This is a genomic window from Pseudomonas nitroreducens NBRC 12694 (assembly GCF_002091755.1).
GTDB classification, from domain to species: Bacteria; Pseudomonadota; Gammaproteobacteria; order Pseudomonadales; family Pseudomonadaceae; genus Pseudomonas; species Pseudomonas nitroreducens.
The window spans coordinates 514,591-537,643 of the sequence record NZ_BDAI01000004.1 but is presented as its reverse complement, the minus strand read 5'-3'; the positions used below and the strand labels follow the sequence as shown (position 1 = coordinate 537,643).

Here is a 23,053-nt window from a genome sequence, read left to right as displayed (position 1 = left end):
GCCGGCTTCCAGCAGGCAGACGCGCACGGACGGGTCGGCGCTCAGTCGATTGGCCAGGACACAGCCGGCGGAGCCGGCGCCGACGATGAGGTAGTCGTAGGTGGAATCGTTGGACATGGGGGTTTTCCTTTGGTCCTTGCGTGAATGGCAGAACCCCTCACCCAACCCTCGTCCCGAGGCAGACGGGGGCCGAACGGTGCTGCAGCGAATCACCGTATCGGCCGGCGCCCTGCAGGAGGCGCCGGCCGACGGCAGGTCAGTGCGCTTCTTCCAGGTCGTCGTGCAGCAGCCCGAGGATCTCGCGCTTCATCTCGATGAACTGGCGGTCCATGACCATGTCCAGCGAGCGCGGGCGCTCGATGGGCACGTCGAGGATGCGCTTGATGCGGCCGGGGCGTGCGCCCATGACGTAGACGCGATCGCCCAGCAGGATGGCCTCGTCGATGTCGTGGGTGACGAACACCACGGTCTTCTTGCTGTGGTCCCACACGCGCAGCAGCAGTTGCTGCATCTGCATGCGGGTCTGGCTGTCGAGGGCGCCGAAGGGCTCGTCCATCAGCAGGATCTGCGGGTCGTTGGCCAGCGCGCGGGCGATCGCCACGCGCTGCATCATTCCGCCGGAGAGCTGCTTGGGATAGTTGTTCTCGAAGCGGCGCAGGCCGACTTCGTCGAGGTAGTAGTCGACGATCTCGCGGCGCTCGGCCGCCGGCATGCCGCGACGCTTGAGGCCGAACTCGACGTTCTGGCGCACGGTCAGCCAGGGGAACAGGGTGTAGCTCTGGAACACCATGCCGCGGTCGGCGCCCGGGCCGTCGACCAGTTGGCCGCCGACGTAGATGTCGCCTTCGGTGGGCTCGGCCAGGCCGGCAGTGAGGTAGAGCAGGCTCGACTTGCCGCAGCCGGACGGGCCGACGATGACCGCGAACTGCTGGTCCGGCACTTCGAAGGAGACGCTCTCCAGCGCGCTGAAGGTGCCGCCCTCGGGCGTGCGGTAGCGCAGGCTGACGTTCTCCACCCGCAGGCGCGGCGGCCTGGCTTGTTCCTGACCGATCACGGCCGCTTCTTCCTGCTTGATCGCTACTGCGCCCATGACGCCACCTTCAGTCGGATGAATCGGAAGAGTTGGTCGGTAATCAGGCCCAGCAGGCCAATGATGGCGATGGCCAGGAAGATCACGTCGACCTGGAAGCCGCGCATGGCCTTGAGGCTGATGTAGCCCAGGCCGCTGGAGGCGGCGACCAGTTCGGCCACGACCAGGTAGGTCCAGGCCCAGCCCATGGTCACGCGCAGGGTGTCGAGCACGCCCGGCAGCGACGCCGGGCCGAGCACGTGAAGGACCACGTCGCGGCGGTTGCAGCCCAGGGTGTAGGACGCATTGACCAGGTCCTTGGCGACGCCGCGGGAAACGTCCGCGATCATCACCAGTTGCTGGAAGAACACGCCGAAGATGATCACGGTGACGCGCTGTTCCAGGCCGATGCCGATCCACAGGATGAACAGCGGCACGAAGGAGGTCACCGGCAGGTAGCGAATGAAGTTCACCAGCGGTTCGAGGAAGGCCTGGACGATGCGGAAGCTGCCCATCAACAGGCCCAGCGGCACCGCCACCAGCGAGGAGATGATGAAGCCGATCATCACCACCTTGACGCTGGCCATCACGTGGGTGGCGAGGGTGCCGTCACTGGCCAGGCGCACACCGGCCGCGAGCACCGCGTCCGGGGTGGGCAGGAACATCGCCGGCACCACGCCGCCATAGGAGAGCCCGGCCCACAGACCGAACACGAGCAGCCAGCACAGGGTGCCGGCGGACCAGACCAGCTTCAGCGGCAGGTCGACCTTGGGCGTCAGGCAACGGCTGAGCCAGGATTGCGAACGACGAGGCATCGCGGATTCCTCCAGGCGAGCGGCACGGCGCCGCCCGCGGGGACAAGAGTGAGACGGTTACTCGGAGACGAAGCGCGGGTCGACCAGGTCGTCGTAGCTGACTTCCAGGCGCTTGCCCTGCAGGCCGCTCCAGGTTTCGTTGGCGAGGCGGATCAAGCCCTTGATGTCGCCGGGCTTGCCGGGAGTGCCAATGAGTTGCTCGCTCATGGCCTTGTCGTAGAAGCGCACGCCCTTGGCGGCATCGGCCAGGGCCTTGGGATCGGAGAGGTAACCGCCGACGCCCTTGGCCATGATGGCGTAGGCCTCGTCCGGGTGCTCCTTGGTGTATTGCACGGCCTTGTACAGGCCTTTCACCAGGGCCTTGACGTCCTCGGGCTGCTTCTCGATCACGTCGCAGTTGAGGGCGACCACGTCGACGATCACGCCGGGGGTGGTGGAGCTGTCTACCAGCACCTTGCCCTGCTGCTTCTCGCGTACCAGCGAGAGGTGCGGTTCCCAGGTCACGGCGGCGGGTACGCGGCCGGCGATGAAGGCGCTGGCCGCGTCATCGGCGGTCATGTTCTGCACCTTGATGTCGCTCATGCTCATGCCGGCGTGCTTGAGCAGGTAGGCCAACCAGAACTGCGAGACAGAGCCTTCGTTGACCGCCACTTCCTGGCCCTTCAGCTGGGCCAGGGAGGTGACGTCCTTGCCCACCAGCACGCCGTCGCCGCCATGGCTGTCGTCCAGCGCAGCCACGGCCTTGAAGCAGAACTTCGGCCGGTACTTGAGGATTTCGTCGATGGTGGAAGCGGAGCCGGAGAGCTGGCCGGAGGCCTGGGCCGCCATGTACATCGAGGCTTCCTCGATGGTGGTCAGCTGCAAGTCGAGGCCCTGCTCCTTGAAGTAGCCCAGGTCGCGGGCGAGATAGAGGGTGCCGTAGCCGACCCAGGTGGTATGGCCGATGGACAGGGTACCGGCCTGCGCGCCAGAAGCGGCGGCGAGAGCCAGGGCGGAACACGCGATGGAACGCACGAGCAAGGACTTGATCATGAAGCACTCCCACAGCCGTTTGGCTTTGTTGTTGATTTACTGCGGCAGTGGCCAGGAGGCCGGTAGAACCGGGACATGGGCGGCATCGGGCTCTATGGCCCAGCGTCTGAAGGCTTTGTCTCGCGACATGTCTGACAGGCCGATGGTGGCCGAAGCGGGAGGCTCGGAAAATTATTAAATATGTCGTTGCGCCATAAGAAAAAGCTGCCTTGCCGGCGAAATTGCACCAGCATGGCGCAGGGGAGAGCTCGGCCGCGCGCGGGTTGTTCTGCGCTGCACTATGGTTGAACGCAGCTCTCCTCAAGGAAGGTTTCCAGCATGGCCCCCCGCCCCATTCTCTCGGCCCTGGCGCTCGTCGCCGGGCTGTCGTTGCATCCCGCTGCTGCCGTTGCCGCCCAGGGCCAACCACAGGCCGGTGCGCCCGCTTCGCCGGCAATGGCCGAAGAACTGAAATGGCCCCGGGATTTCGCCCTGGGCGACCAGCATGTGCAGATCTTCCAGCCGCAGATCGAAGACTGGGACGGCACCCGCATGGGCGGCCGGGCGGCCATCGCCATCGGCGCCGCCAATGCCGCGCCCACCTACGGGGTAGCGCAGTTCTCCGCCGCCGCCGCCATCGACAAGGCCAGCGGCCTGGTGCAACTCACCGACCTGCGCATCGAAAAGGTCGAAGTCCCCACCGCACCAGACAGCGCCGACAAGGTGCGCGATGCCCTGGTGGCGCGGCTGCCCAAAGAAGGCCTGACAGTCTCCCTCGACCAGTTGCAGGCCAGCTACGCGGTGAACCAGCAACTGGACAAGCTGCGCCACGTGGAAGTGAAGAACGACGCGCCGCAGATCATTTTCGCCAGCACCCCGACCGTGCTGGTGATCATCGACGGCCAGCCGAAGTGGCAAGCCCTGACGGGCAGCGACTTCGAGCGGGTTATCAACAGCCGCGTGCTGCTCCTGCGCGACGCCCAGGGCAACAACTACCTGAACGCCGCCGGTAACTGGTACACGGCGCAGGCGCTGGACGGCACCTGGCTGGTGCTCAGCCAACCGCCCAAGGTGCTGCTCAGCGCCCAGCAGGCGGCGGAGAAGGCCGGCCCGGTGGACGCTCTGCTGCCCAAGAACGGCAAGAAGCCGGGCAAGGCGCCGGCCGTGCGGGTGGCCACGCAGCCCACCGAACTGATCGTCAGCGACGGCACCGCGCAGATGGCGCCGGTGGACGGCGTCAGCCTGCTGAGCCTGAACAATGCCGATCACGCGGTGTTCGTCGATCCGACCCACAACACCTGGTACGTGCTGGTATCCGGCCGCTGGTTCAGCGGCCCGGGTGAGAAAGGCCCGTGGACCTATGTGCCCGGCAAGGACCTGCCCGCCGACTTCGCGAAGATCTCCGCCAAGGACCCGAAAGCCAACGTCCTCGTGTCGGTTCCCGGTACGCCCCAGGCCAAGGAAGCCGCCATCGCCGCGAGCATTCCGCAGACTGCCAGCGTCTCGCGCAGCAAGGCCACGCTGAAGGTGACCTATGACGGCGCGCCGAATTTCCAGTCGATCACCGGCACCAGCCTGAACTACGCGGTGAACACGCCGACGCCAGTGATCGAAGTGACGGCCAACCAGTTCTTCGCCGTGAGCAACGGCGTCTGGTTCACCGCCCCCAGCCCGAGCGGGCCGTGGCAAGTGGCCACGGAAGTGCCCGCGGCGATCTACGGCATCCCGCCCAGTTCGCCGGTGTACTACGTGACGTATGTGCACATCTACTCGGTGACCCCGCAGACCGTGGTTGTCGGCTACACGCCGGGATACCTGGGCGTGGTGGTCAACAGCGACGGCACGGTGGTGTACGGCACGGGCTACGCCTATCCCGCCTATGTCAGCAGCACGGTGTACTACGGTTATCCACCGACCTATGGCTATGGCGCGGGCTTTGCCGTCGGCGCGCTGACCGGCTTCGCCTTCGGCTACGCCGCCGGAGCCTGGTGGGGCACGCCGGAGCCATACTGGGGCCCGTACTGGGGACCTTATCCACAGGGCGGCTGGAGTTATACCAACATCAACCAGGCCAACTTCTACGGGCGCTGGGGCCAGGGCACCGTCACCCACGCCTATGGCTACAACGCCTGGACCGGCACCCAGTGGCAGGGCAGCTCGGCGGCCGGCTACAACCCGCGCACCGGCACCCGTTTCGCCGGTAGCCAGGGCGCGGCGTTCAACCCCTATACCGACCAGGGAGTGGCCGGGCGGCGCGGGGCCTATTCCAATGCTTCCACCGGTATCTCCGCCGCAGGGCGCAGTGGCGTGGCCTACGATGCCGATAGCGGCGACTTCAAGGCCGGCCAGCAGGGCGTGAAGCACAACGCCCAGACCGGTCGCACCACCATCGCCGAGCGCGGGGTATCCGGCGATGTGGATGACGGCCGCGGCAGCTACGACCACGACAACCGCGGCGTGACCTACAATCGCCGCACCGGCAACGCCGTGGCCTGGAAGAATGGCGACGTCTACGCCGGGCACGATGGCAACGTCTACCAGCACACCGACAACGGCTGGCAGCAACACACCAGCAATGGCTGGCAGCCCGTCCAGCCGAACCAGGCCAACATGCGTGGGCAACTGGAGCAGCAGTACCAGTCGCGGCAGGTCGGCCAGCAGCGCTTCAACCAGACGCAGCGGCAGTGGGCCGGTGGAGGGCATTTCGGCGGCGGCCACATTGGCGGCGGCGGTTTCCGCCGCTGAGGGTGTGGACAAGGTTTTCCACACCGCCTGAGCCTGTGGAAAACCACTTCGGGCAAGGATCGGCACTTATCCACACGCCTTGCCCTGGCCCACTCACCCTCGGCAAGATGCCCGCTCCCACCACCCTCTTGGGGTTGCCGTGACCGCTCTGTTCCAGGCCCTGTGGCCATTGTTCGCGTTGATCGTCGGCGGCTTCGTGCTGCGCCGCAAAGGTTTCCCCGGCGAGGCCTTCTGGCCGGCAGCCGAGCGGCTCAACTACTTCATCCTGTTTCCTGCGCTACTGGCCAGCAGCCTGGCCAGCGCGCCGCTGAACGACCCCGGCCTCACCCGCCAGGCGCTGGCAGTGGTGCTCGGGCTGGGTATCGCCTGGATTGCCCTGCTCATCGCCAAACGCCTGCGTGGCTGGAATGCCGCGCGCTTCGGCGCCATCGCCCAGGGCGTGCTGCGCTTCAACACCTACCTGGGGCTGGCTGCCGTCGGCAGCCTCTATGGCAAACCGGGCCTGACCCTGGCCGCGCTGATGCTGGCGCTGATGGTGCCGACAGTGAACGTGATGTCGGTCTGGGCGCTGACCGCCGAACGCGGCATCAGCCTGCGTTCGCTACTGCTGCCGATTGTCAGGAACCCGCTGATCCTCGCCTGCGTGGCGGGCGCGGTACTGAATGTGAGCGGCATCGGCCTGCCCGGCGGTACGGACCGGCTGTTCAACCTGCTGGCCGTAGCGAGCCTGCCGCTGGGCCTGCTCTGCGTGGGTGCAGCACTACAGCCGCAGGAGCTGCGCGCGGAGGTCTCGGCACTGGGCTGGAACTGCGCGGTCCGCCTGCTGGCCATGCCCTTGCTGGCCTTCGCCATCGCTCGCCTGATGGCACTGCCGCCGCTGGAGAGCGCACTGCTGGTGATGTTCTTCGCGCTCCCCACAGCCCCGACCGCCTATGTACTGACCCGCCAGCTGGGCGGCGAAAGCGGACTGATGGCGGGGATCATCACCCTGCAGACACTGCTGGCCGGCGCCAGCCTGCTGCTGGTGATGGGTGCGATCCAGGCGCTGGGCTCCTGAAATTTGTCCACTGCATCTGGATTGAACCTGCGCAAATCCCCACCGATCTGTGGAAATATTCCGCGAAAGCCTGCTGAAAGCTTGACCCCCTAGCATCGCCGCCTCGGTCCTCCCGGCCGGACCTGCGTTCGCGCAGCGTACAAAAACAACAATCGGTGATCGCTCATGCCCCGTTCCCTGTCCGCCCCCGCTCCCACTCCGTCCGTACCACTCGTGCTTATCCACAGCCGCTGCTGAACCTCGGCGCCGAGACGGAGTTATCCCCATGCTGACTTTCCTCGCCTTCGCCATGGTGGCGACCTTCATGTTCCTGATCATGACCAAGCGGCTTTCGGCACTGATCGCGCTGATCCTGGTCCCGATCGCCTTCGCCCTGCTCGGCGGCTTCGCCAAGGGCCTGGGACCGATGATGCTGGACGGCATCCGCACCCTCGCGCCAACCGGCGTGATGCTGATGTTCGCCATCCTCTACTTCGCCATCATGATCGACTCCGGGCTGTTCGACCCGGCGGTGCGGCGCATCCTCAAACTGGTGAAGGGCGATCCGCTGAAGGTATCGATGGGCACCGCCGCGCTGGCGATGATCGTCTCGCTGGATGGCGACGGCTCGACCACCTACATGATCTGCGTGGCCGCCGTGCTGCCGCTGTACAGCCGCCTGGGCATGAGCCCGCTGCTGATGGCCTGCCTGATCATGCTCTCCAGCGGCGTGCTGAACATGACGCCCTGGGGCGGCCCGACTGCCCGCGCAGCCAGCGCCCTTCACGTCGACCCGGCGGACATCTTCGTGCCGATGATCCCGGCCATGCTCGCCGGCATCGCGGCGATCTTCGCCCTCGCCTGGGCCTACGGCAAGCGCGAGCGCGCCCGCCTGGGCGAGTTGCACCTGCCGACCGACCACGAAGCGATGGCGGAAGTGAGTGTGTCGCAATATCCCGAGGCGCGTCGGCCGAAGCTATTGTGGTTCAACGCCGTGCTGACCGTTGTGCTGATGGGCACCCTGATCGCCGGCCTGTTGCCGATGCCGGTGCTGTTCATGATCGCCTTCGGGATCGCGATGATCGTCAACTATCCCTGCATCCTGGAGCAGAAGAAGCGCATCGGCGCCCACGCCGAGAACGTCCTCGCGGTGGTCTCGCTGATTTTCGCCGCGGGCGTATTCACCGGGATCCTCTCCGGAACGGGCATGGTCGAAGCCATGTCCAAGAGCCTGCTGGCGGTGATCCCGCCGGCGCTGGGGCCGTATCTGGCGACCATCACGGCGCTGGTGAGCATGCCGTTCACCTTCTTCATGTCCAACGACGCTTTCTACTACGGCGTGCTCCCGGTACTCTCCCAGGCCGCCGCGCAGTACGGCATCACGCCGGTGGAAATGGCCCGTGCCTCCATCGTCGGCCAACCTGTGCACCTGCTCAGCCCGCTGGTGCCCTCGACCTACCTGCTGGTAGGCCTGGCCAAGATCGACTTCGGCGACCATCAGCGCTTCACCCTCAAATGGGCCGTGCTGGTGTGCCTGGCGATCCTCGCCGCCGCGCTGCTGCTGGGCCTGTTCCCGCTGTTCAATGACTGACCGATCAACGACCGACTTCGAGTACCGCGACAATGGAATGGCTGACCAGCCCTGAAATCTGGATTGCGTTCTTCACCCTGACTGCCCTGGAAATCGTCCTGGGCATCGACAACATCATCATGATCTCCATCCTGGTCGGCCGCATGCCCAAGCACATGCAGCCGCGCACGCGCTTCTTCGGACTGGCGCTGGCGATGGTCACGCGCATCCTGCTGCTGCTCTCGATCACCTGGGTCATGCGCCTGACCGCCGACCTGTTCCACGTGTTCGGCCAGGGCATCTCCGGGCGCGATCTGATCCTGTTCTTCGGCGGCCTGTTCCTGCTGTGGAAAAGCAGCAGCGAAATCTTCCACGGCCTGGAGGGCGAGGATGAAACCGAGGGAGAACCCAAGAGCGTGATGGGTGGCTTCATCGGCACCATCATCCAGATCGCCATCATCGACATCGTGTTCTCGCTGGACTCGGTGATCACCGCCGTGGGCATGGTTTCCAACGTGCCGGTGATGGTCGCGGCCATCGTCGTGGCGGTCATGGTGATGATGCTGGCGGCGGGCGCCATCAGCGACTTCATCGACAAGCACCCGTCGCTGAAGATGCTCGCGCTGTCCTTCCTTATCGTGGTCGGCACCGTGCTCATCGCCGAAGCCTTCGAAGTCCACGTGCCCAAGGGCTACGTCTACTTCGCCATGGCCTTCTCGCTGGCGGTGGAAGCGCTGAACATCCGCATGCGCACCGCGCGTGGGAAGAAGGAAGTGGACCCGGTGAAGCTGCGCAAGGACATCCCAGGCCAGTAGCCCACGGCAGGCAATAAAAAACCGGGCTATCCACAGCCCGGTTTATCCACAGCAACATACCTCAAGGACGTGCAACCGGCTCCGGCCAGTTCAGCACGCCCTTGTCGTTGAAGCGCACCGTACCGAACAACCCACCGGCCAGTTTGCCGCTGATTTCGTAGGGCATGCCCTGGCGCGGTGGACCGCCGGACAGGCCCCAGGCCTGGCGGAGCGCAGAGAAAGCCGAGATGCTCACCGGCACACTGATCACCGTTTCGCCGAATCGCGGCACCTGCCCGCTGGCGTCGCTCACCCCGCTGGCCAGCGGCTGGCCGTTCACCGAAAGGTCCAGGGCGATACCGTCGTAGTCGATGGCCTGGTCATTGGGGTTCTGCACCCGCAGCTTGACCGTGAAGCGCGCTTCCATGCCCTGCCCGGTCGCCGGCTCCAGGCCGACCAGGTCGATGCGCAGCGGATCGCGCGTGCCGAACAGACTGCTGCACGCGCCCAGCGTCAGTAGCGCGACCATCAGGATCAGGCGATGTAGCTTGGCCATGCGGCCTCCTCGTCGATTCACTTCAGGGTAGCCGGGCGCAACCGCCATACGGTGTTACCCACATCATCGGCCACCAGCAGGCCGCCAAACTTATCCACAGCGACGCCGACCGGACGGCCCATGGCTTCCTCCTTGTCGTTGACGAAACCATCCAGCACCGTCACCGGCTGGCCGTTGGGCTTGCCGCCGCCGAAGGGGATGAACACCACCTGGTAACCGCTGCGCGGCTTGCGGTTCCACGAGCCGTGCTGGCCGATGAACACGCCGCCACGATAACGCTCCGGCAGCAGGCTGCCCTGATAGAAGGCAAGGCCGAGGGAGGCGGTGTGCGAACCCAGGGCGTAGTCGGGCACCAGGGCCTTCTGCACCATGTCCGGGCGCGGCGGTTCGACGCGTTTATCCACATGCTGGCCGAAGTAGCTCCAGGGCCAGCCGTAGAAGCCGCCGTCCTTCACCGAGGTCATGTAGTCCGGCACCAGGTCGTTGCCCAGTTCGTCGCGCTCGTTGACGGCTGTCCACAGGGCGCCGCTGTTGGGCTCCCAGCCCAGCCCGTTGGGGTTGCGCAGGCCGGAGGCGAATACCCGCACGTTACGGCTGGAAAGGTCGATCTGCAGGATCGCCGCGCGGTGCTTCTCCGCGTCCAGCCCGTTCTCGCCGACGTTGCTGTTGGAGCCGACGGTGGCGTAGAGGTAGCGGCCGTCGGGGCTGGCGAGGATGTTCTTGGTCCAGTGGTGGTTGATCGGCCCGCCCGGCAGGTCGACGACCTTTTCCGCCGGTGCGCTGATCGCCGTCTCACCGGTCTTGTACGGGAAGCGCACCACGGCATCGGCGTTGGCCACATACAGCCAGTTATCCACAAGCGCCATGCCGAAGGGCGAGAACAGGCCCTCCAGCAGCACGCTGCGCTGTTCCGGCACGCCATCGCCATCGGCGTCGCGCAGCAGGGTGATGCGGTTGGCGCTGGGTACCGAGGCCCCGGCCTTGGCCATGACCTTGCCGGCGACCCAGTCCTTCAATCCGCCGGACTCTTCCTTGGGCGGTGCCGAGCTTTCCGCCACCAGCACATCGCCGTTGGGCAGAACGTAAAGCCAACGCGGGTGTTCCAGCTTGTCGGCGAAGCGCTGCACCTCCAGGCCTTCGGCAGCACGGGGCATCTGCCCGGCGGGCCAGCCGGTGGCGGTGGCGATGTTGACGGTGGGCAGCACGCTGCTCTGGGGTTCGGGCAATTGCGGTTGAGGTCCGGTGCCGGCGGTGAACGGCAGCGCCGACTTGTCGCCGCAACCGGCCAACGCCAGTACGATCAGGAGGGGGAACGACCTACGCATGCGACTTCTCCTCGGCCTGTGGCGCATCCATGTCGATGAGCACTTCTGTCAGCAAATGGTTAGGCAGTCTAGACATATACGCCCGCCGATCCGTGCGAAATAACCGATGCAAAGCCTCTCGCACCCGTGTTTGATCGGCTTTACTGACAGACAGGAATCCCGGCAAATCAGAGATTTGGCGAACCCTCAGGGAAGAACGAGGGTCTACCATGACAGTCTTGTGACAATCGCCTGAATGCTGCCGTGTCCTTCTCGGCCCTCCGCGCTGTCTGTACGGAGCCGCGGGCGAGGTCGTTACAGGGTCCGTCGACGGACGCTCCGCCCGCGGGCCCATTTGCGTGCAAGGGGGCCCGACATGCTCAAACTGCTCGATCTGCTCTCTGCCGTCGCCCTGTTGGTGTGGGGCACTCACATCGTCCGCACCGGCATCCTCAGGGTCTACGGCAGTAATCTGCGAAAAATCCTCAGCCGCAGCGTGGAAAAGCGCCCGCTGGCCTTCGCCGCCGGCATCGGTGTCACCGCGCTGGTGCAGAGCAGCAACGCCACGGCGCTGCTGGCGACCTCCTTCGTCGCCACCGGACTGATGGCCCTGGCGCCAGCGCTGGCGATCATGCTCGGCGCGGACGTCGGCACGGCGCTGATGGCACGGGTGCTGACCCTGGACCTGTCGTGGCTGTCGCCGCTGTTGATCTTCTTCGGGGTGATCTTCTTCCTCGGCCGACAGAAGTCGCGCCTGGGCCAGCTCGGCCGGGTGTTCATCGGCCTGGGGCTGATCATCCTGGCGCTGCAGCTGATCGTCGCGGCAGCGGAGCCGATGACCCAGGCCAAGGGCGTCAAGGTGCTGTTCTCCAGCCTGACCGGCGACGTGATGCTGGATGCGCTCACCGGCGCGCTGTTCGCGATGATTTCCTATTCCAGCCTGGCGGCCGTGCTGCTTACCGCGACGCTGGCCGCCTCCAAGGTGATCTCGCTGAAAGTGGCGCTGTGCCTGGTGATCGGCGCCAACCTGGGCAGCGGAATCCTGGCGATGATCAGTGCCTCCTCGCAGAACGCCGCCGGCCGCCGCGTGGCGCTGGGCAGCCTGCTGTTCAAGGTCGCCGGCTGCGCCCTGGTGCTGCCGCTGGTGGGCCCGCTGGCAGACTGGATCGACCACTGGCAGTTCAGCACCGCCGAACTGGTGATCGCCTTCCACGTGCTCTACAACACCACCCGCTGCCTCGCCTGCCTGCCGCTGACCGGACAAATGGCGGCCTTCTGTACGCGCATCATGCCCGACCGCCATTCGCCGGAAGATATCGTCCGCCCGCGCCACCTCGACCCCGGTGCGCTGGACACGCCAAGCCTGGCGCTGGTCAATGCGGTGCGCGAAACCCTGCGCATGGGCGATATCGTCGAACAGATGCTGAACAACCTGATGCAGGTTATCCACAGCGGCGACCCGCTGCTGGGCAAGGAAATCCGCAAGCAGGACGACGACGTCGACGCCCTCTACACCGCGATCAAGCTGTACCTGGCGCGCATGCCCCGCGAAGACCTGAGCGAAGCCGACAGCCGTCGCTGGGCGGAGATCATCGAGCTGGCGATCAACCTCGAGCAGGCGGGCGACATCATCGAACACATGCTCGGCGCCGTGCAGGACAAGAAGACCTCGCGCAGCCGATCCTTCTCCGACAACGGCCTGGAGGAGATCACCGTGCTGCACGGTCAGTTGGTGGCCAACCTGCGCCTGTCCCTGTCGGTGTTCCTCAATGGTGACCAGGAAGGCGCCAAGCGCCTGCGCCGTGCCAAGCAGCGCTTCCGCCTGCAGGAACGGCGCTTCGCCCACTCGCATGTCGACCGCCTGCGTCAGCAGGTGGTACAGAGCATCGAGACCAGCTCGCTGCACCTGGACCTGATCAGCGACATGAAGCGCTTGAACTCGCTGTTCTGCGCCATCGCCTATGCTGTTCTGGACAACCCGGATGCCAGCAGTTCGGCAACCACTGAACCTGGGGAAGACGATGACTTCGTCGAGCGCGAAGTCGAAGCGGTACAGGATCAGCAGCGCCCGGCTCCGCCCGGCTCCAGCGCGACGGGTTGACGGCCAGGGACTGGGCGGGCGCTTCGACGGAGCGTTCGCCAGCCCCTACAAAGTCCTGATATCACGACGCCCAGGGTTCGGGCAGAATCCGCCGCCATGGAAGCATGCACTCAATCCCAACGCCCTCCCTCGGTCAGCGCCAGCCTGACCCAGGCCATTCTGCTGGCGGCCGTGCGTCTCGGTATGAACCGCGATGCGCTGCTCGCTGCCAGCGGCATTCAGCAATCCCAGCTCAGCGACCCGGATGCGCGTATCGACTTCGCGCTGCAGGAGCGCATGTGGCAGGTGATCCAGACCGACCTGAAGCACGATGAGCCCGGCCTGGCCATGGGCCGCGCCCTGTCGCCGGCATCCTTCAGCGCGCTGGGCTATCTGCTGCAGTCGAGCACCACGCTGGGCGACGCCCTCGAGTCGGCCATGCGCTACCAGCGCCTGGTAGGCGAAGGCGGCCAGGTGGCCATCGAGGCGCAAGCCGAGATCATCTGGGTGACCTACCGCCCGCTGAGCCCCGAAACGCCGGCGACCCGCGCCCGCGCCCTGGCGCTGCTGGGGTTCTGGGCGCGCCAGCTGCGCGCCCTGCTCAGCGGCCTGCAATTGGCCGGCTGCCGCTTCATGCACAGCCAGCCGGAGAATCTCGAAGAATATGAAAAGGCTTTCGGCTGCCCTCTGCAGTTTGAAGCGCCTGACTACGCCATGGGCCTACCCAGGGCACTCATCGACGCACCACTGCCCCAGGCCAATCCGCCGCTGCGCGATCTGCTGCGCCAGCACGCCGAAGGCCTGCTCGCCCGGCTGCCCAGCGCCAGCATCAGCGGCCGTGTCGTCGCCCTCCTGGGTGAGCAACTGGCCCGCGGGGAACCGGGCCGCGCTTCGGTTGCCAGCGAACTGGGCCTGAGCGAGCGCACGCTGCAGCGCCGACTGGCGGAGGAAGGCAGCAGTTATCAACAGCTGCTCGCCGACACCCGCCGGCAACTGGCGGAACGCTACCTGGGCGAAGGCAACCTGCCGGCCACGGATATCGCCGCCCTGCTCGGCTATTCCGAACCCAGCGTGTTCTTCCGTGCCTTCCGTCATTGGACGGGGCTGACACCGGGCGAATATCGCCAGCGGAGGCGGCAGTCAGGCAATTAGCCGGCATCGACAAGCAGCGGCCAGCAAGCTTTTCAACAGACTTGCCTACAGGATATCCACAGCCTGCGACTCAGCCGTTCGGTCCCCGCGCCGCGAGATAGGCCAGGAAGGCCTCGCGGCTGGAATAGCGCGGCTCGTAGCCGAACTCTTCCTTCAACCGGCGATTGTCCAGCACTGGCCGATAGCGCAGGTAGTCCACCTGCTCCGGGCCGAAGCGCGACAAACCCAGCGGCTTGAGCAGCCCCAGCCCCATGCGCAGCAGGCCTGCGGGCATGGACCGATAGGGTTTGTTGAGCAGGCCGGCGATTTCGCGCAAGGACAACGCACCATCGCCGGCGAGGTTGTAGATGCCCTCGCTGCCGCGTTCCAGCCCCTGGCGGATCACGTTCACGACATCCTGGTCCCAGATGAACACGAAGCGGCTGCGGTGCCCCAGCACGCCCACCATGGTGGGCCGGGCAAAAAGTTCGCTCAGCGGGTTATGCACACGTCGGCCGAGAATGGTGCCGGGACGCAGGATCAACTGCTTGAGCTGTGGATAACGTTTCCGCGCATCCGCCAGCAGTTGTTCGATCTCCTGCTTGCAACGCGCCTGGAGCAGGTGGGGGTGTCCGCGCAGCGGATGGGATTCGTCGATCCACTCGGCATTGTCGCGGTGGAAGCCATAAGCGACGCCGGAGCTGGTGACTATCAGTTGCTTAACGCCGGTCTGCCGCGCCGCCTCGATCAGCGCGCGAGTGCCGCCGACTTCGATGGCATGCAGCTTCTGCGGGGTCATTTCCCTCGGCGGGTTGACCACGGCGGCGAGATGGACGATAGCGTCCGGTCGCCATTGTTCTACGCAGGCATTCACCTGCGCAGCCACACCCAGGTCCAGCGCAACCGGCTCGATGTTCGGTCGCAGGCCCTGGGTATTGATGCGCCTGACGTCTCCGGCGATCAGCGTCCAATCCAGGTGCTGCACGGCCAGTTCATTGAGCAGGCTCTGCCCCAGAAAGCCAGCGGCGCCGGTGATCAATACGCGCATGAAACCTCCAGATCGCTCGGGAACGCGGCGAACTTTGGGCTATTGAAGGGTGCGTGCTTGCAGCGTAGTTCCACTGCGCCAGCACCGACAGTGACCGCACAAGCCAGCCCCATGACCAAAGATGCCACCCGACAAAGGTTGAACGCGGTGGGTTCGCGTCGGTCAATCCGCTATCCTCACGGCTTTGCGTCCAGGCTCACCGCTCATGCGTTGGTTGTTCGTCCCCCTGCTGTCCCTGCTGCTCACCACCTGGTCCCTTGCCGACCAGCGACAGACGGTCGAGGCCTATCAGCTGGAGAACGGCATGGGCGTACTGTTCAAGCCCACCCACGAGAAGGGCCACGTGTCGATCCGCCTGATCGTCGGCGTCGGCTTCAGTGATTTCAGTTGCCGCGACCGGCAGCTTCCGCACCTGATGGAGCACCTGTTCTTCAGCGGCCTGGATGGCGGCGACGAGGCCGACCTGGAAGCGCGCATGCAGGCCCTGGGCGGCCAATGGAACGCCTACACCAGCGAGGGCGACACCGCTTTCGTCGTCGAATCCCCCGCCGCCACCCAGCGCCAGGTGCTGGACCTGCTGCTGGAAATCATCACCCGCACCCAGCTCGACCAGCGCAAGATCGACTCCGCCAAACAGGTACTGGTGCGCGAGGACGGCGGCCATTATTCGCACCTGCAGCGCTGGCTGGACCACCAGAACGTCAGCCGCGCCGGCCAGGAACAGCTGGCCGTGGAACTGGGGCTGTCGTGCGATGAACGTGCACCTGTGGATAACCTGACCCAGGCCCAGCTGGAGCAGCTGCGCAAGGACTGGTACGTCCCCAGCAACATGACCCTGATCATCGTCGGCGACCTCGACCCGCGCCTGCCGGTCTACCTGGGCCGTACCTACGGCGCCCTGGTGGATCACGAGACCCCGGAGCGACGCGACCTGCCGCAGATGAAAAAGGGGGCCGAGCGCCAGCGCAGCCTGACCACCGGGTTGTTCGGCGAAAGCGCGGTACTGCACTGGATTTTCCCCGAGCCGGCGGAAGCCGACGGCGCCACGCTGGACCTGCTGCAGGCCTACCTGAACGATGCGCTCTACACCGAACTGCGTGTACGCCGGGAGCTCTCCTATGGCCCCTGGAGCGAACGCACCGCCTGGGCCAACCAGGGCTTCATGAGCCTGAACGCCGATGTCGAGCGCGATCAGGAGAAGGTGACCCAGCAGGCCCTGAAGGACCTGGTGGACAAGATCCGCCACGACGGCCTCGACCCACAGCGCTTTGCCCGCATCCAGCGCGTGGCGCGCGCGCAACTGGCCTGGAGCACGCCGGGCAACTCGACGCTGGCGGATTACTACTGGGGCGCGCTGGCGGACTTCGACGACGGCAAGTTCCCCGACGAGGACAAGCGCCTGGCAAGGGTCAGCCTCACGCAAGCCAACGACGTGGCGCAGCAGCTGTTCAAGGACGAGGGGTATCTGCGTATCGAGAAACCGCTGCTGGACGACGATAGGGTCTATCCACTTTCAGCGCTGGGCGCGCTGCTGTTGGCGGTACTGGTCGGGCTGGCGCTCCGGCGCCGGCGGGGCTGATTGCCCGCCGGGCCGGATAAGCCTCAGAGGGCGAGGCGGCGGATGACCTGGCAGGAATCGTCCGGGTCGACCTGGGCGCGGAAGCCCAGCTCGCGGGCCATGTCGCGCATGTCGCGGTCCATGGACGAGTCGATCGAATACATCTGGTGGAAGCCATTGCGCTTGGCCACGTCGATCAGGTGGCGCATCAGTGCAAGGCCAAGGCCCAGTTGCTTGAACTCGTCGGCGATGGTCACCGCGCATTCGCATTGCTGGTTGTCCACAGCCGCGTAACGGCTGATGCCGACTTCGCGCAGCTCGCCGTCCACATGGGTCAGTGCGATGAAGGCCATGGTGGTCTGGTAGTCCACGTCCATCAGGCGATCGAGCAGCTTGTCGTCGATCTTCACTTCGCCGTGGAAGCGGAATTTGCGGGTCATGGGGGATAGGCGCTCGAGGAACAGGCGCTCGCGCTCACGGTCTTCGGCGCGCAACGGCCGGATCAGCACATGGCTGCCGTCTTCGAGAGTTTCTATCCAGTGATCGGCGCCAACAGCCCCGAGGGCTGCGAGCTCGGCGGTGGGGTGGGTGATCATGACGCGTTCTCCGCTGGAGAAGAGGGATTGGGTTGACCCTATCCTTCTCCTGCGCGGTCCGGGCAAGCCTGACTTGAGTCAATGCCGCCCGAAACCGCGCTGGGGCAGAACGTCGCAGAGGGTCTCAGACCCCAGCGGCCAGCGCCCCTTCCCGCGCACGGGCGCCCTTGCGGAACAGCACCAGGGTGGCGAGCAGGCCCAGGGCCGCCGCACCACTGAGCCAGATTCCCGGCGCGGCCTTGTTGTCGAGGGTGTGGATAAGCCAGGTGCAGACCGCCGGGGTGAAGCCGCCGAAGGTCGCAGTCGCCAGGCTGTAGGCCAGGGAGAAGCCGGTGGTGCGTACGTCGGCCGGCATGATCTCGGTGAGCGCGACAACCATCGCACCGTTGTAGCTGCCATAGAGGAAGGACAGCCATAGCTCCACCTCCAGCAGGCGAGCGAAGCTGGGCTCCGCCACCAACCAGGACAACATCGGGTAGGCGGTGACCAGTGCCAGCACGGTGGCGGCCAGCAACAGCGGCTTGCGGCCGATGCGATCGGACACCGCCCCCATCAGCGGCAGCCAGATGAAGTTGGACAGGCCCACGCACATGGTCACCAGCAGGCTGTCGAAGTCCGACAGGTGCAGCTCGTTCCTACCGAAGGTCGGGGTGTAGGCGGTGATCAGGTAGAACGACACGGTGGTCATTACCACCATGGCAGTGCCGGCCAGCACCAGGCCGAAGTTCTGGCCGATGGAGCGCAGCACCTGGCCCAGGGTCGGACGATGCTGGCGCTGCTGGAACTCCGGGGTTTCCTCCAGCGAGCGACGGATGATGAACAGCGCGGGGACGATCAGGCAGCCGATGAAGAAGGGCACGCGCCAGCCCCACTCGCCCATGTCCTGCGGGCTCAGCCAGTGGTTGAGGATCACGCCCAGCAGGCCGGCAAACACCACGGCGACCTGCTGGCTGGCCGACTGCCAACTGACGAAGAAGCCGCGCTTGCCCGGGGTGGCGATTTCCGCGAGGTAGACCGACACGCCGCCCAGCTCCACGCCGGCGGAAAAGCCCTGCAGCAACCGGCCGAACAGCACCAGCAAGGGTGCTGCGACACCCAGGGTGGCGTATCCCGGAACAAAAGCGATCAGCAGGGTGCCCATGGCCATCAGGCCAAGGGTGATGATCAGGCCCTGGCGGCGACCGTGGCGGTCGATATACGCGCCAAGGAAGATGGCGCCCAGCGGGCGCATCAGGAAGCCGGCGCCGAAGGTCGCCAGCGACAGCATCAGGGAGGCGAAGGGGTCGTCGCCGGGGAAGAAGGTCTTGGCAATGGCGGTGGCGTAGAAGCCATACACCATGAAGTCGTACATCTCGAGGAAGTTGCCACTCACCACGCGGAAGACGGCTTTGGCTTTGGAATTGTTCGAGGCCATGGGGACATCACTCAGGCTGACACACGGGAAATTTCCACGAGGGAAATCGACAGTCGCCATCCGGGTGGATCGGGGCAGTGGAGGGCCGACTTATTTGTAACCCTATGTGTAATGACCGCCATCAGACAATCGAAAAATGGCTGAAAGGTGTGAATTACATGGGTTTGAAAGCTTCGTGAAAGCTTCGATGCTGTTCGTCGGCAAAAACAAGTAACGTCTTGACAGTTATAAATTGGTACTTGGTTTTTTTGACAAATAAGTTTATTCCTGAAATTTCATATCAACTTCCTTCAGAAACTTCCTAGGAAACTTTCGCCATACAAGATTATTAACAAGCCATTTTACTGCGTAATAAATCCTAATTTTATATAGGAATTTTCTTTCAATAATCATTAACTTTTCCCACAAATTAAACGGAAAAGGCTAATGATATGAAATGGAGTTTCCTACTCATCCTGACGTTGACAGGATGCAATGGCTGGGTATCGCCGGAAACCGACAGTCGCTTGACCGAGCGGTACTTCCAGGTCCTGTCAGGCCCGCCACTGCCCGGCCTACTGGTTGCTTCCGCGGTGCAGTGGAACGCCGACTACGCAGTAACCGCCGCCCACACTCCTTTTCTGATGAATCAGGCGTACCGCTGCAGCACCGGTTGCGACCTGCTGTTCATCGCTCACAAGGCTGCGGGTGAAGTTCCGCACTGGCGGGATTTCCGCCCAGGTGAACAGGTGACCGCCATCGGCAGCAGCACGCTGATGATCCCGGTGAGTTCCCAGGGTCGGGTCTGGCCGGTCCCGTTCATCAACTCCGGATCGCAAAGTACCGAGCGCTACGGCGTGCACGATGCCGCGATGGCCAAGGGCATGTCCGGCGGCCCGCTGCTGGCCGGAGATGGCAGCGTGCTCGGGATCAACATCGGCTTCCACGCCGGCTGGACGCCACCGGCGAACCGACCGGAACTGGCCGGAATGGAGCGGCTCAGTGTCTTCGTGCCCTACCAGGTGATCCAGCGCGAATGGCTGCTGTTCCAGGAGCAGACGAAGCGCGGGGCGGCCCGCCAGTTTCAGGCGAAGAACCAGTAGCACACGCCGATGGACGCCAGCACGCCGGCCAGGTCTGCCAGCAGCGCGCAACCCACGGCATGGCGGGCACGCTGGATACCGACGGCGCCGAAGTACACGGCCAGCACATAGAAGGTGGTCTCGGTGCTGCCCTGCACGGTGGCGGCTACCAGGGCCGGGAAGCTGTCCACGCCGTGGGATTGCATGGTCTCCAGCAGCATCGCCCGCGCGGCGCTGCCGGAGAACGGCTTGACCAGCGCGGTGGGCAGTGCATCGACGAAACGGGTATCCCAGCCCACGCCCTCGACCACCCAGCGAATGCCGTCCAGTGCCATCTCCAGCGCACCTGAGGCGCGCAACACGCCAACGGCGCAAAGCATCGCCACCAGGTACGGCAGCAGGCTCCTGGCAACGTCGAAGCCTTCCTTCGCGCCTTCGACGAAGGTTTCGTACACCGGCACCTTTTTCAGCCAGCCGACGATGAGGAACAGCATGATGATGCCGAACAGCGTCAGGTTGCCCAGCAACGAGGACAGTTGCGCCAGCGCGGTGGCGGACAGCCCCGCCAGCAGCGCCATGAAGGCACCCAGCGCCAGCGCGCCGGGAATCAGGTAGGCCAGCACGACCGGGTCCCACAGTCTCAGGCGCTGCATGACGGCAACGCTGAGCAACCCGACCAGGCTGGAGGCGCTGGTGGCCAGGAGGATCGGCAGGAACACCAGGGTCGGGTCCACCGCGCCCTGCTGGGCGCGGTACATGAAGATGGTCACCGGCAGCAACGTCAGGGAGGAAGCGTTGAGCACCAGGAAGAGGATCTGCGCATTACTCGCAGTGGTGCTGCTGGGGTTGAGCTCCTGCAGCGCCTTCATGGCTTTCAGGCCGATGGGCGTGGCGGCGTTGTCCAGGCCCAGGCCGTTGGCGGCGAAGTTCAGGGTGATCAGGCCGATGGCCGGGTGGCCGGCGGGCACTTCCGGCATCAGGCGGCGGAACAGCGGGCCAAGGACGACCGCGAGCTTTTCCACCAGCCCGGCCTTTTCGGCGATGCGCAGGAAGCCGAGCCAAAGGGTCAGGGTGCCGAACAGCAACACCATGACTTCCACCGACAGCTTGGCCATGGCGAACAGGCTTTCCACCATGGCGGCGAAGACGGTGGCTTCGCCCCCCAGCAGCCAGCGGGAAAGCGCGGTGACCGCCGCCACCATGAAAAAGCTCAGCCACAGGCCGTTGAGCATGAATCGTCCCCCTTGGAATGGCCCGGATGATAGCGGCACGGCCCCCTCCGACGCCAGAAACGACAAGGCCCCGGACGCTGCCGGGGCCTTGTGGATAACCCTTGCGGGTCAGCGAGCGGCGGGGCTTTCCTTGCCATCCGCGCCCTCGCCTTCGAGGAAGGCTTCAACGCGACCGTTCTGCATGGCCTGCCAGTAGCGGGCACCTTTCTGCGCGTCGTACACGCCTTCCCACTTGGAGATGACCAGCACCGCCAGGGCGTTGCCGATCACGTTCAGTGCGGTGCGCGCCATGTCCATGATGCGGTCGACGCCGGCGATAAAGGCCAGGCCTTCCAGCGGAATGCCCACGCTGCCGAGGGTCGCCAGCAGCACCACGAAGGAAACGCCCGGCACGCCAGCGATGCCCTTGGAGGTGACCATCAGGGTCAGCACCAGCATCAACTGCTGGCCGATGGACAGGTCGATGCCGTAGAGCTGGGCGATGAAGATCGCTGCGATGCTCTGGTACAGGGTCGAGCCATCGAGGTTGAACGAGTAGCCGGTGGGCACCACGAAGCTGCTGACCGCCTTCGGCGCGCCGTAGGCTTCCATCTTCTCGATGATGCGCGGCAGCACGGTCTCGGAGCTGGCGGTGGAATAGGCCAGGACCAGCTCGTCCTTGAAGATGCGCATCAGCTTGATGATGGAGAAGCCGAACAGGCGTGCGGCCAGGCCCAGCACCATGAAGGCGAAGAAGGCGATGGCGAAGTACACCAGTACCACCAGCTTGGCCAGCGGCAGCAGCGAGGCGAAGCCGAAGTTGGCCACCGTCACGGCGATCAGCGCGAACACACCGATGGGGGCGTAGCGCATGATCATGTGGGTGACGCGGAACATGGCCTCGGCCACGCCCTGGAACATCTTCACCAGCGGCTCGCGAGTCGGCGCCGGCAGCGAAGACAGACCCAGGCCGAACATCACCGAGAAGAAGATGATCGGCAGCATTTCGCCACGGGCCATCGCCGCGAAGATGTTCGACGGGATCAGGTTGAGGATGGTCTCGATGAACGCGTGGTGGTGTTCGACTTCCTTGGCGGTCTGCGCGTACTGGGAGATATCCACAGTGCCCAGGGTGCTCATGTCGATGCCGGCGCCGGGCTGGAAGATGTTCGCCAGCAGCAGACCAACCACGATGGCGACCGTGGTGATGATCTCGAAGTAGATGATGGTCTTCAGGCCGATCCGCCCGAGCTTCTTAGCATCCCCCATGCCGGCGATGCCGACGATGAGCGAGGAGATGACGATCGGAACAACGATCATCTTGATCAGGCGGATGAAGATATCGCCCGCCGGCTGGAGGATGTTGCTGATCCACCAGGCCTTTTCCGCGCTGAAATGGTTGAGCGCGGCGCCCAATGCAATTCCGAGTACCAGGCCGATGAGGATCTGCCAGGCGAGGCTGAGCTTGGCTTTGCCCATAGTGAGTCACCCTTGATTCTTGTGGAAGTCGGGGTCGCCAAACCATCGGGATGCCGACGGCCAGCGAAAAAAGGGGCGCATGATTCCGACCCACCCCTTTCCCGTCTAATGCCGGAAACGCCTACCCCATGCACAATCGGCATAGGAAAAGGCATCTGAAACCTTGGTTTCAGGTCGTAAGACCCTTGATTTTCTGCATGATCCAGGTTCCTCGATGCCTGTCACGCAGCGCTCTGCAAAGCCGTCTAGGCTTGGTGCTGATTGGCCATCAATGGCCCGGATTGTTCGGATAAGAAGTCCGCGCGCGCTCACGGGCGGGTTCTTGTTACCGGATGTACGGTCGCCGCCAGGGGACCGTCATGGATGGCCGAGGGCGAGGAAAAGGGCCCTTCGACTGCGAGGCTGGCGGGAAAGCAGGCACTGTGGATAAGTGTCGGATTCCGCTCTTCATTATTGGGATGCCGGAGGGCCGTCGATTCGGCCGACGGGGATCGGCGAGGCATTGTAGGACGGATCCTTCGGAGTGCGGATTGACCGACATCAGTGAAGTTCGAGCGGTTTCGAGCAAGGGCGCG

19 protein-coding genes are annotated in these 23,053 nt (G+C 64.9%); 8 read left to right on the top strand and 11 right to left on the bottom strand.

Going from position 1 to position 23,053, the window contains the following annotated elements:
* The 4 genes from PNI01S_RS14820 to PNI01S_RS14805 form a co-directional block, all read right to left on the bottom strand.
* Positions 1-117 (bottom strand): lycopene cyclase family protein (locus PNI01S_RS14820; protein ID WP_143514255.1); only part of this gene is annotated, 117 nt, incomplete at its 3' end.
* A 139-nt stretch (positions 118-256) separates the two neighbouring features.
* On the bottom strand, positions 257-1,090 hold the full coding sequence (locus PNI01S_RS14815; RefSeq protein WP_084358501.1) for an ABC transporter ATP-binding protein: 834 nt from the start codon (positions 1,088-1,090) through the stop codon (positions 257-259).
* Complete coding sequence (locus tag PNI01S_RS14810; RefSeq protein ID WP_024764976.1) at positions 1,078-1,884, bottom strand: ABC transporter permease; 807 nt, start codon at positions 1,882-1,884, stop codon at positions 1,078-1,080. Before PNI01S_RS14810 ends, PNI01S_RS14815 begins: the two co-directional genes overlap by 13 nt.
* Positions 1,885-1,941: 57 nt before the next feature.
* A complete protein-coding gene (locus PNI01S_RS14805) occupies positions 1,942-2,916 on the bottom strand; it encodes an ABC transporter substrate-binding protein (RefSeq protein WP_024764977.1) in 975 nt (324 codons plus the stop codon).
* A gap of 318 nt (positions 2,917-3,234) precedes the next feature.
* On the opposite strand from PNI01S_RS14805, the gene PNI01S_RS14795 reads away from it, so the two are divergent.
* The 4 genes from PNI01S_RS14795 to PNI01S_RS14780 all read left to right on the top strand — a co-directional run bounded on the left by PNI01S_RS14795 (position 3,235) and on the right by PNI01S_RS14780 (position 9,061).
* A complete protein-coding gene (locus PNI01S_RS14795) occupies positions 3,235-5,640 on the top strand; it encodes a carbohydrate-binding family V/XII (protein WP_084358500.1) in 2,406 nt (801 codons plus the stop codon).
* A 79-nt stretch (positions 5,641-5,719) separates the two neighbouring features.
* Positions 5,720-6,697, top strand: coding sequence for an AEC family transporter (locus PNI01S_RS14790; RefSeq protein ID WP_169891285.1), 978 nt, complete (start codon positions 5,720-5,722; stop codon positions 6,695-6,697).
* A gap of 265 nt (positions 6,698-6,962) precedes the next feature.
* Positions 6,963-8,267, top strand: coding sequence for a CitMHS family transporter (locus PNI01S_RS14785; RefSeq protein ID WP_037010344.1), 1,305 nt, complete (start codon positions 6,963-6,965; stop codon positions 8,265-8,267).
* Positions 8,268-8,299: 32 nt separating this feature from the next.
* A complete protein-coding gene (locus PNI01S_RS14780) occupies positions 8,300-9,061 on the top strand; it encodes a TerC family protein (RefSeq protein ID WP_024764981.1) in 762 nt (253 codons plus the stop codon).
* Positions 9,062-9,122: 61 nt separating this feature from the next.
* Here PNI01S_RS14780 and PNI01S_RS14775 read toward each other — a convergent pair whose 3' ends face one another.
* Positions 9,123-9,596 carry an LEA/WHy family protein gene (locus PNI01S_RS14775; RefSeq protein ID WP_084358498.1) on the bottom strand — a complete coding sequence of 158 codons (474 nt, stop codon included), beginning with the start codon at positions 9,594-9,596 and terminating at the stop codon, positions 9,123-9,125.
* Positions 9,597-9,613: 17 nt separating this feature from the next.
* Positions 9,614-10,921 carry a PQQ-dependent sugar dehydrogenase gene (locus tag PNI01S_RS14770; protein WP_065083778.1) on the bottom strand — a complete coding sequence of 436 codons (1,308 nt, stop codon included), beginning with the start codon at positions 10,919-10,921 and terminating at the stop codon, positions 9,614-9,616.
* Between the two features lie 355 nt (positions 10,922-11,276).
* Here PNI01S_RS14770 and PNI01S_RS14765 point away from each other — a divergent pair, with 355 nt between their 5' ends.
* Together PNI01S_RS14765 and PNI01S_RS14760 are read left to right on the top strand one after the other, a co-directional pair.
* Positions 11,277-13,001: a Na/Pi cotransporter family protein gene (locus tag PNI01S_RS14765; RefSeq protein WP_024764983.1), complete on the top strand. Its 1,725-nt coding sequence runs from the start codon at positions 11,277-11,279 to the stop codon at positions 12,999-13,001.
* A 96-nt stretch (positions 13,002-13,097) separates the two neighbouring features.
* On the top strand, positions 13,098-14,132 hold the full coding sequence (locus tag PNI01S_RS14760; protein ID WP_084358497.1) for an AraC family transcriptional regulator: 1,035 nt from the start codon (positions 13,098-13,100) through the stop codon (positions 14,130-14,132).
* 70 nt (positions 14,133-14,202) lie between these two features.
* On the opposite strand, the gene PNI01S_RS14755 is transcribed toward PNI01S_RS14760, so the two are convergent.
* Positions 14,203-15,159 (bottom strand): NAD-dependent epimerase/dehydratase family protein, encoded by a 957-nt coding sequence (locus PNI01S_RS14755; protein WP_024764985.1) that lies wholly within the window; start codon positions 15,157-15,159, stop codon positions 14,203-14,205.
* A 205-nt stretch (positions 15,160-15,364) separates the two neighbouring features.
* On the opposite strand from PNI01S_RS14755, the gene PNI01S_RS14750 reads away from it, so the two are divergent.
* Positions 15,365-16,738: a M16 family metallopeptidase gene (locus PNI01S_RS14750; protein ID WP_024764986.1), complete on the top strand. Its 1,374-nt coding sequence runs from the start codon at positions 15,365-15,367 to the stop codon at positions 16,736-16,738.
* A 23-nt stretch (positions 16,739-16,761) separates the two neighbouring features.
* Here the strand turns inward: PNI01S_RS14750 and PNI01S_RS14745 are convergent, their stop codons facing one another.
* Together PNI01S_RS14745 and PNI01S_RS14740 are read right to left on the bottom strand one after the other, a co-directional pair.
* Positions 16,762-17,313 carry a GNAT family N-acetyltransferase gene (locus PNI01S_RS14745; protein ID WP_024764987.1) on the bottom strand — a complete coding sequence of 184 codons (552 nt, stop codon included), beginning with the start codon at positions 17,311-17,313 and terminating at the stop codon, positions 16,762-16,764.
* Positions 17,314-17,437: 124 nt separating this feature from the next.
* The gene (locus PNI01S_RS14740; RefSeq protein WP_084358496.1) at positions 17,438-18,727 is read right to left on the bottom strand and encodes an MFS transporter; all 1,290 of its coding nucleotides are present in this window, start codon (positions 18,725-18,727) and stop codon (positions 17,438-17,440) included.
* Between the two features lie 431 nt (positions 18,728-19,158).
* Between PNI01S_RS14740 and PNI01S_RS14735 the strand changes: the two genes are divergently transcribed.
* Positions 19,159-19,809 carry a S1C family serine protease gene (locus PNI01S_RS14735; RefSeq protein WP_231387761.1) on the top strand — a complete coding sequence of 217 codons (651 nt, stop codon included), beginning with the start codon at positions 19,159-19,161 and terminating at the stop codon, positions 19,807-19,809.
* On the opposite strand, the gene PNI01S_RS14730 is transcribed toward PNI01S_RS14735, so the two are convergent.
* Both PNI01S_RS14730 and gltP read right to left on the bottom strand, forming a co-directional pair.
* Entirely contained in the window at positions 19,791-21,020 is a 1,230-nt protein-coding gene (locus PNI01S_RS14730) for a nucleoside recognition domain-containing protein (protein WP_024764990.1), read from the bottom strand. The genes PNI01S_RS14735 and PNI01S_RS14730 overlap by 19 nt on opposite strands.
* A gap of 108 nt (positions 21,021-21,128) precedes the next feature.
* Complete coding sequence (gene gltP, locus PNI01S_RS14725; RefSeq protein ID WP_037010334.1) at positions 21,129-22,478, bottom strand: glutamate/aspartate:proton symporter GltP; 1,350 nt, start codon at positions 22,476-22,478, stop codon at positions 21,129-21,131.
* Between the last annotated feature and the right edge of the window lie 575 nt (positions 22,479-23,053).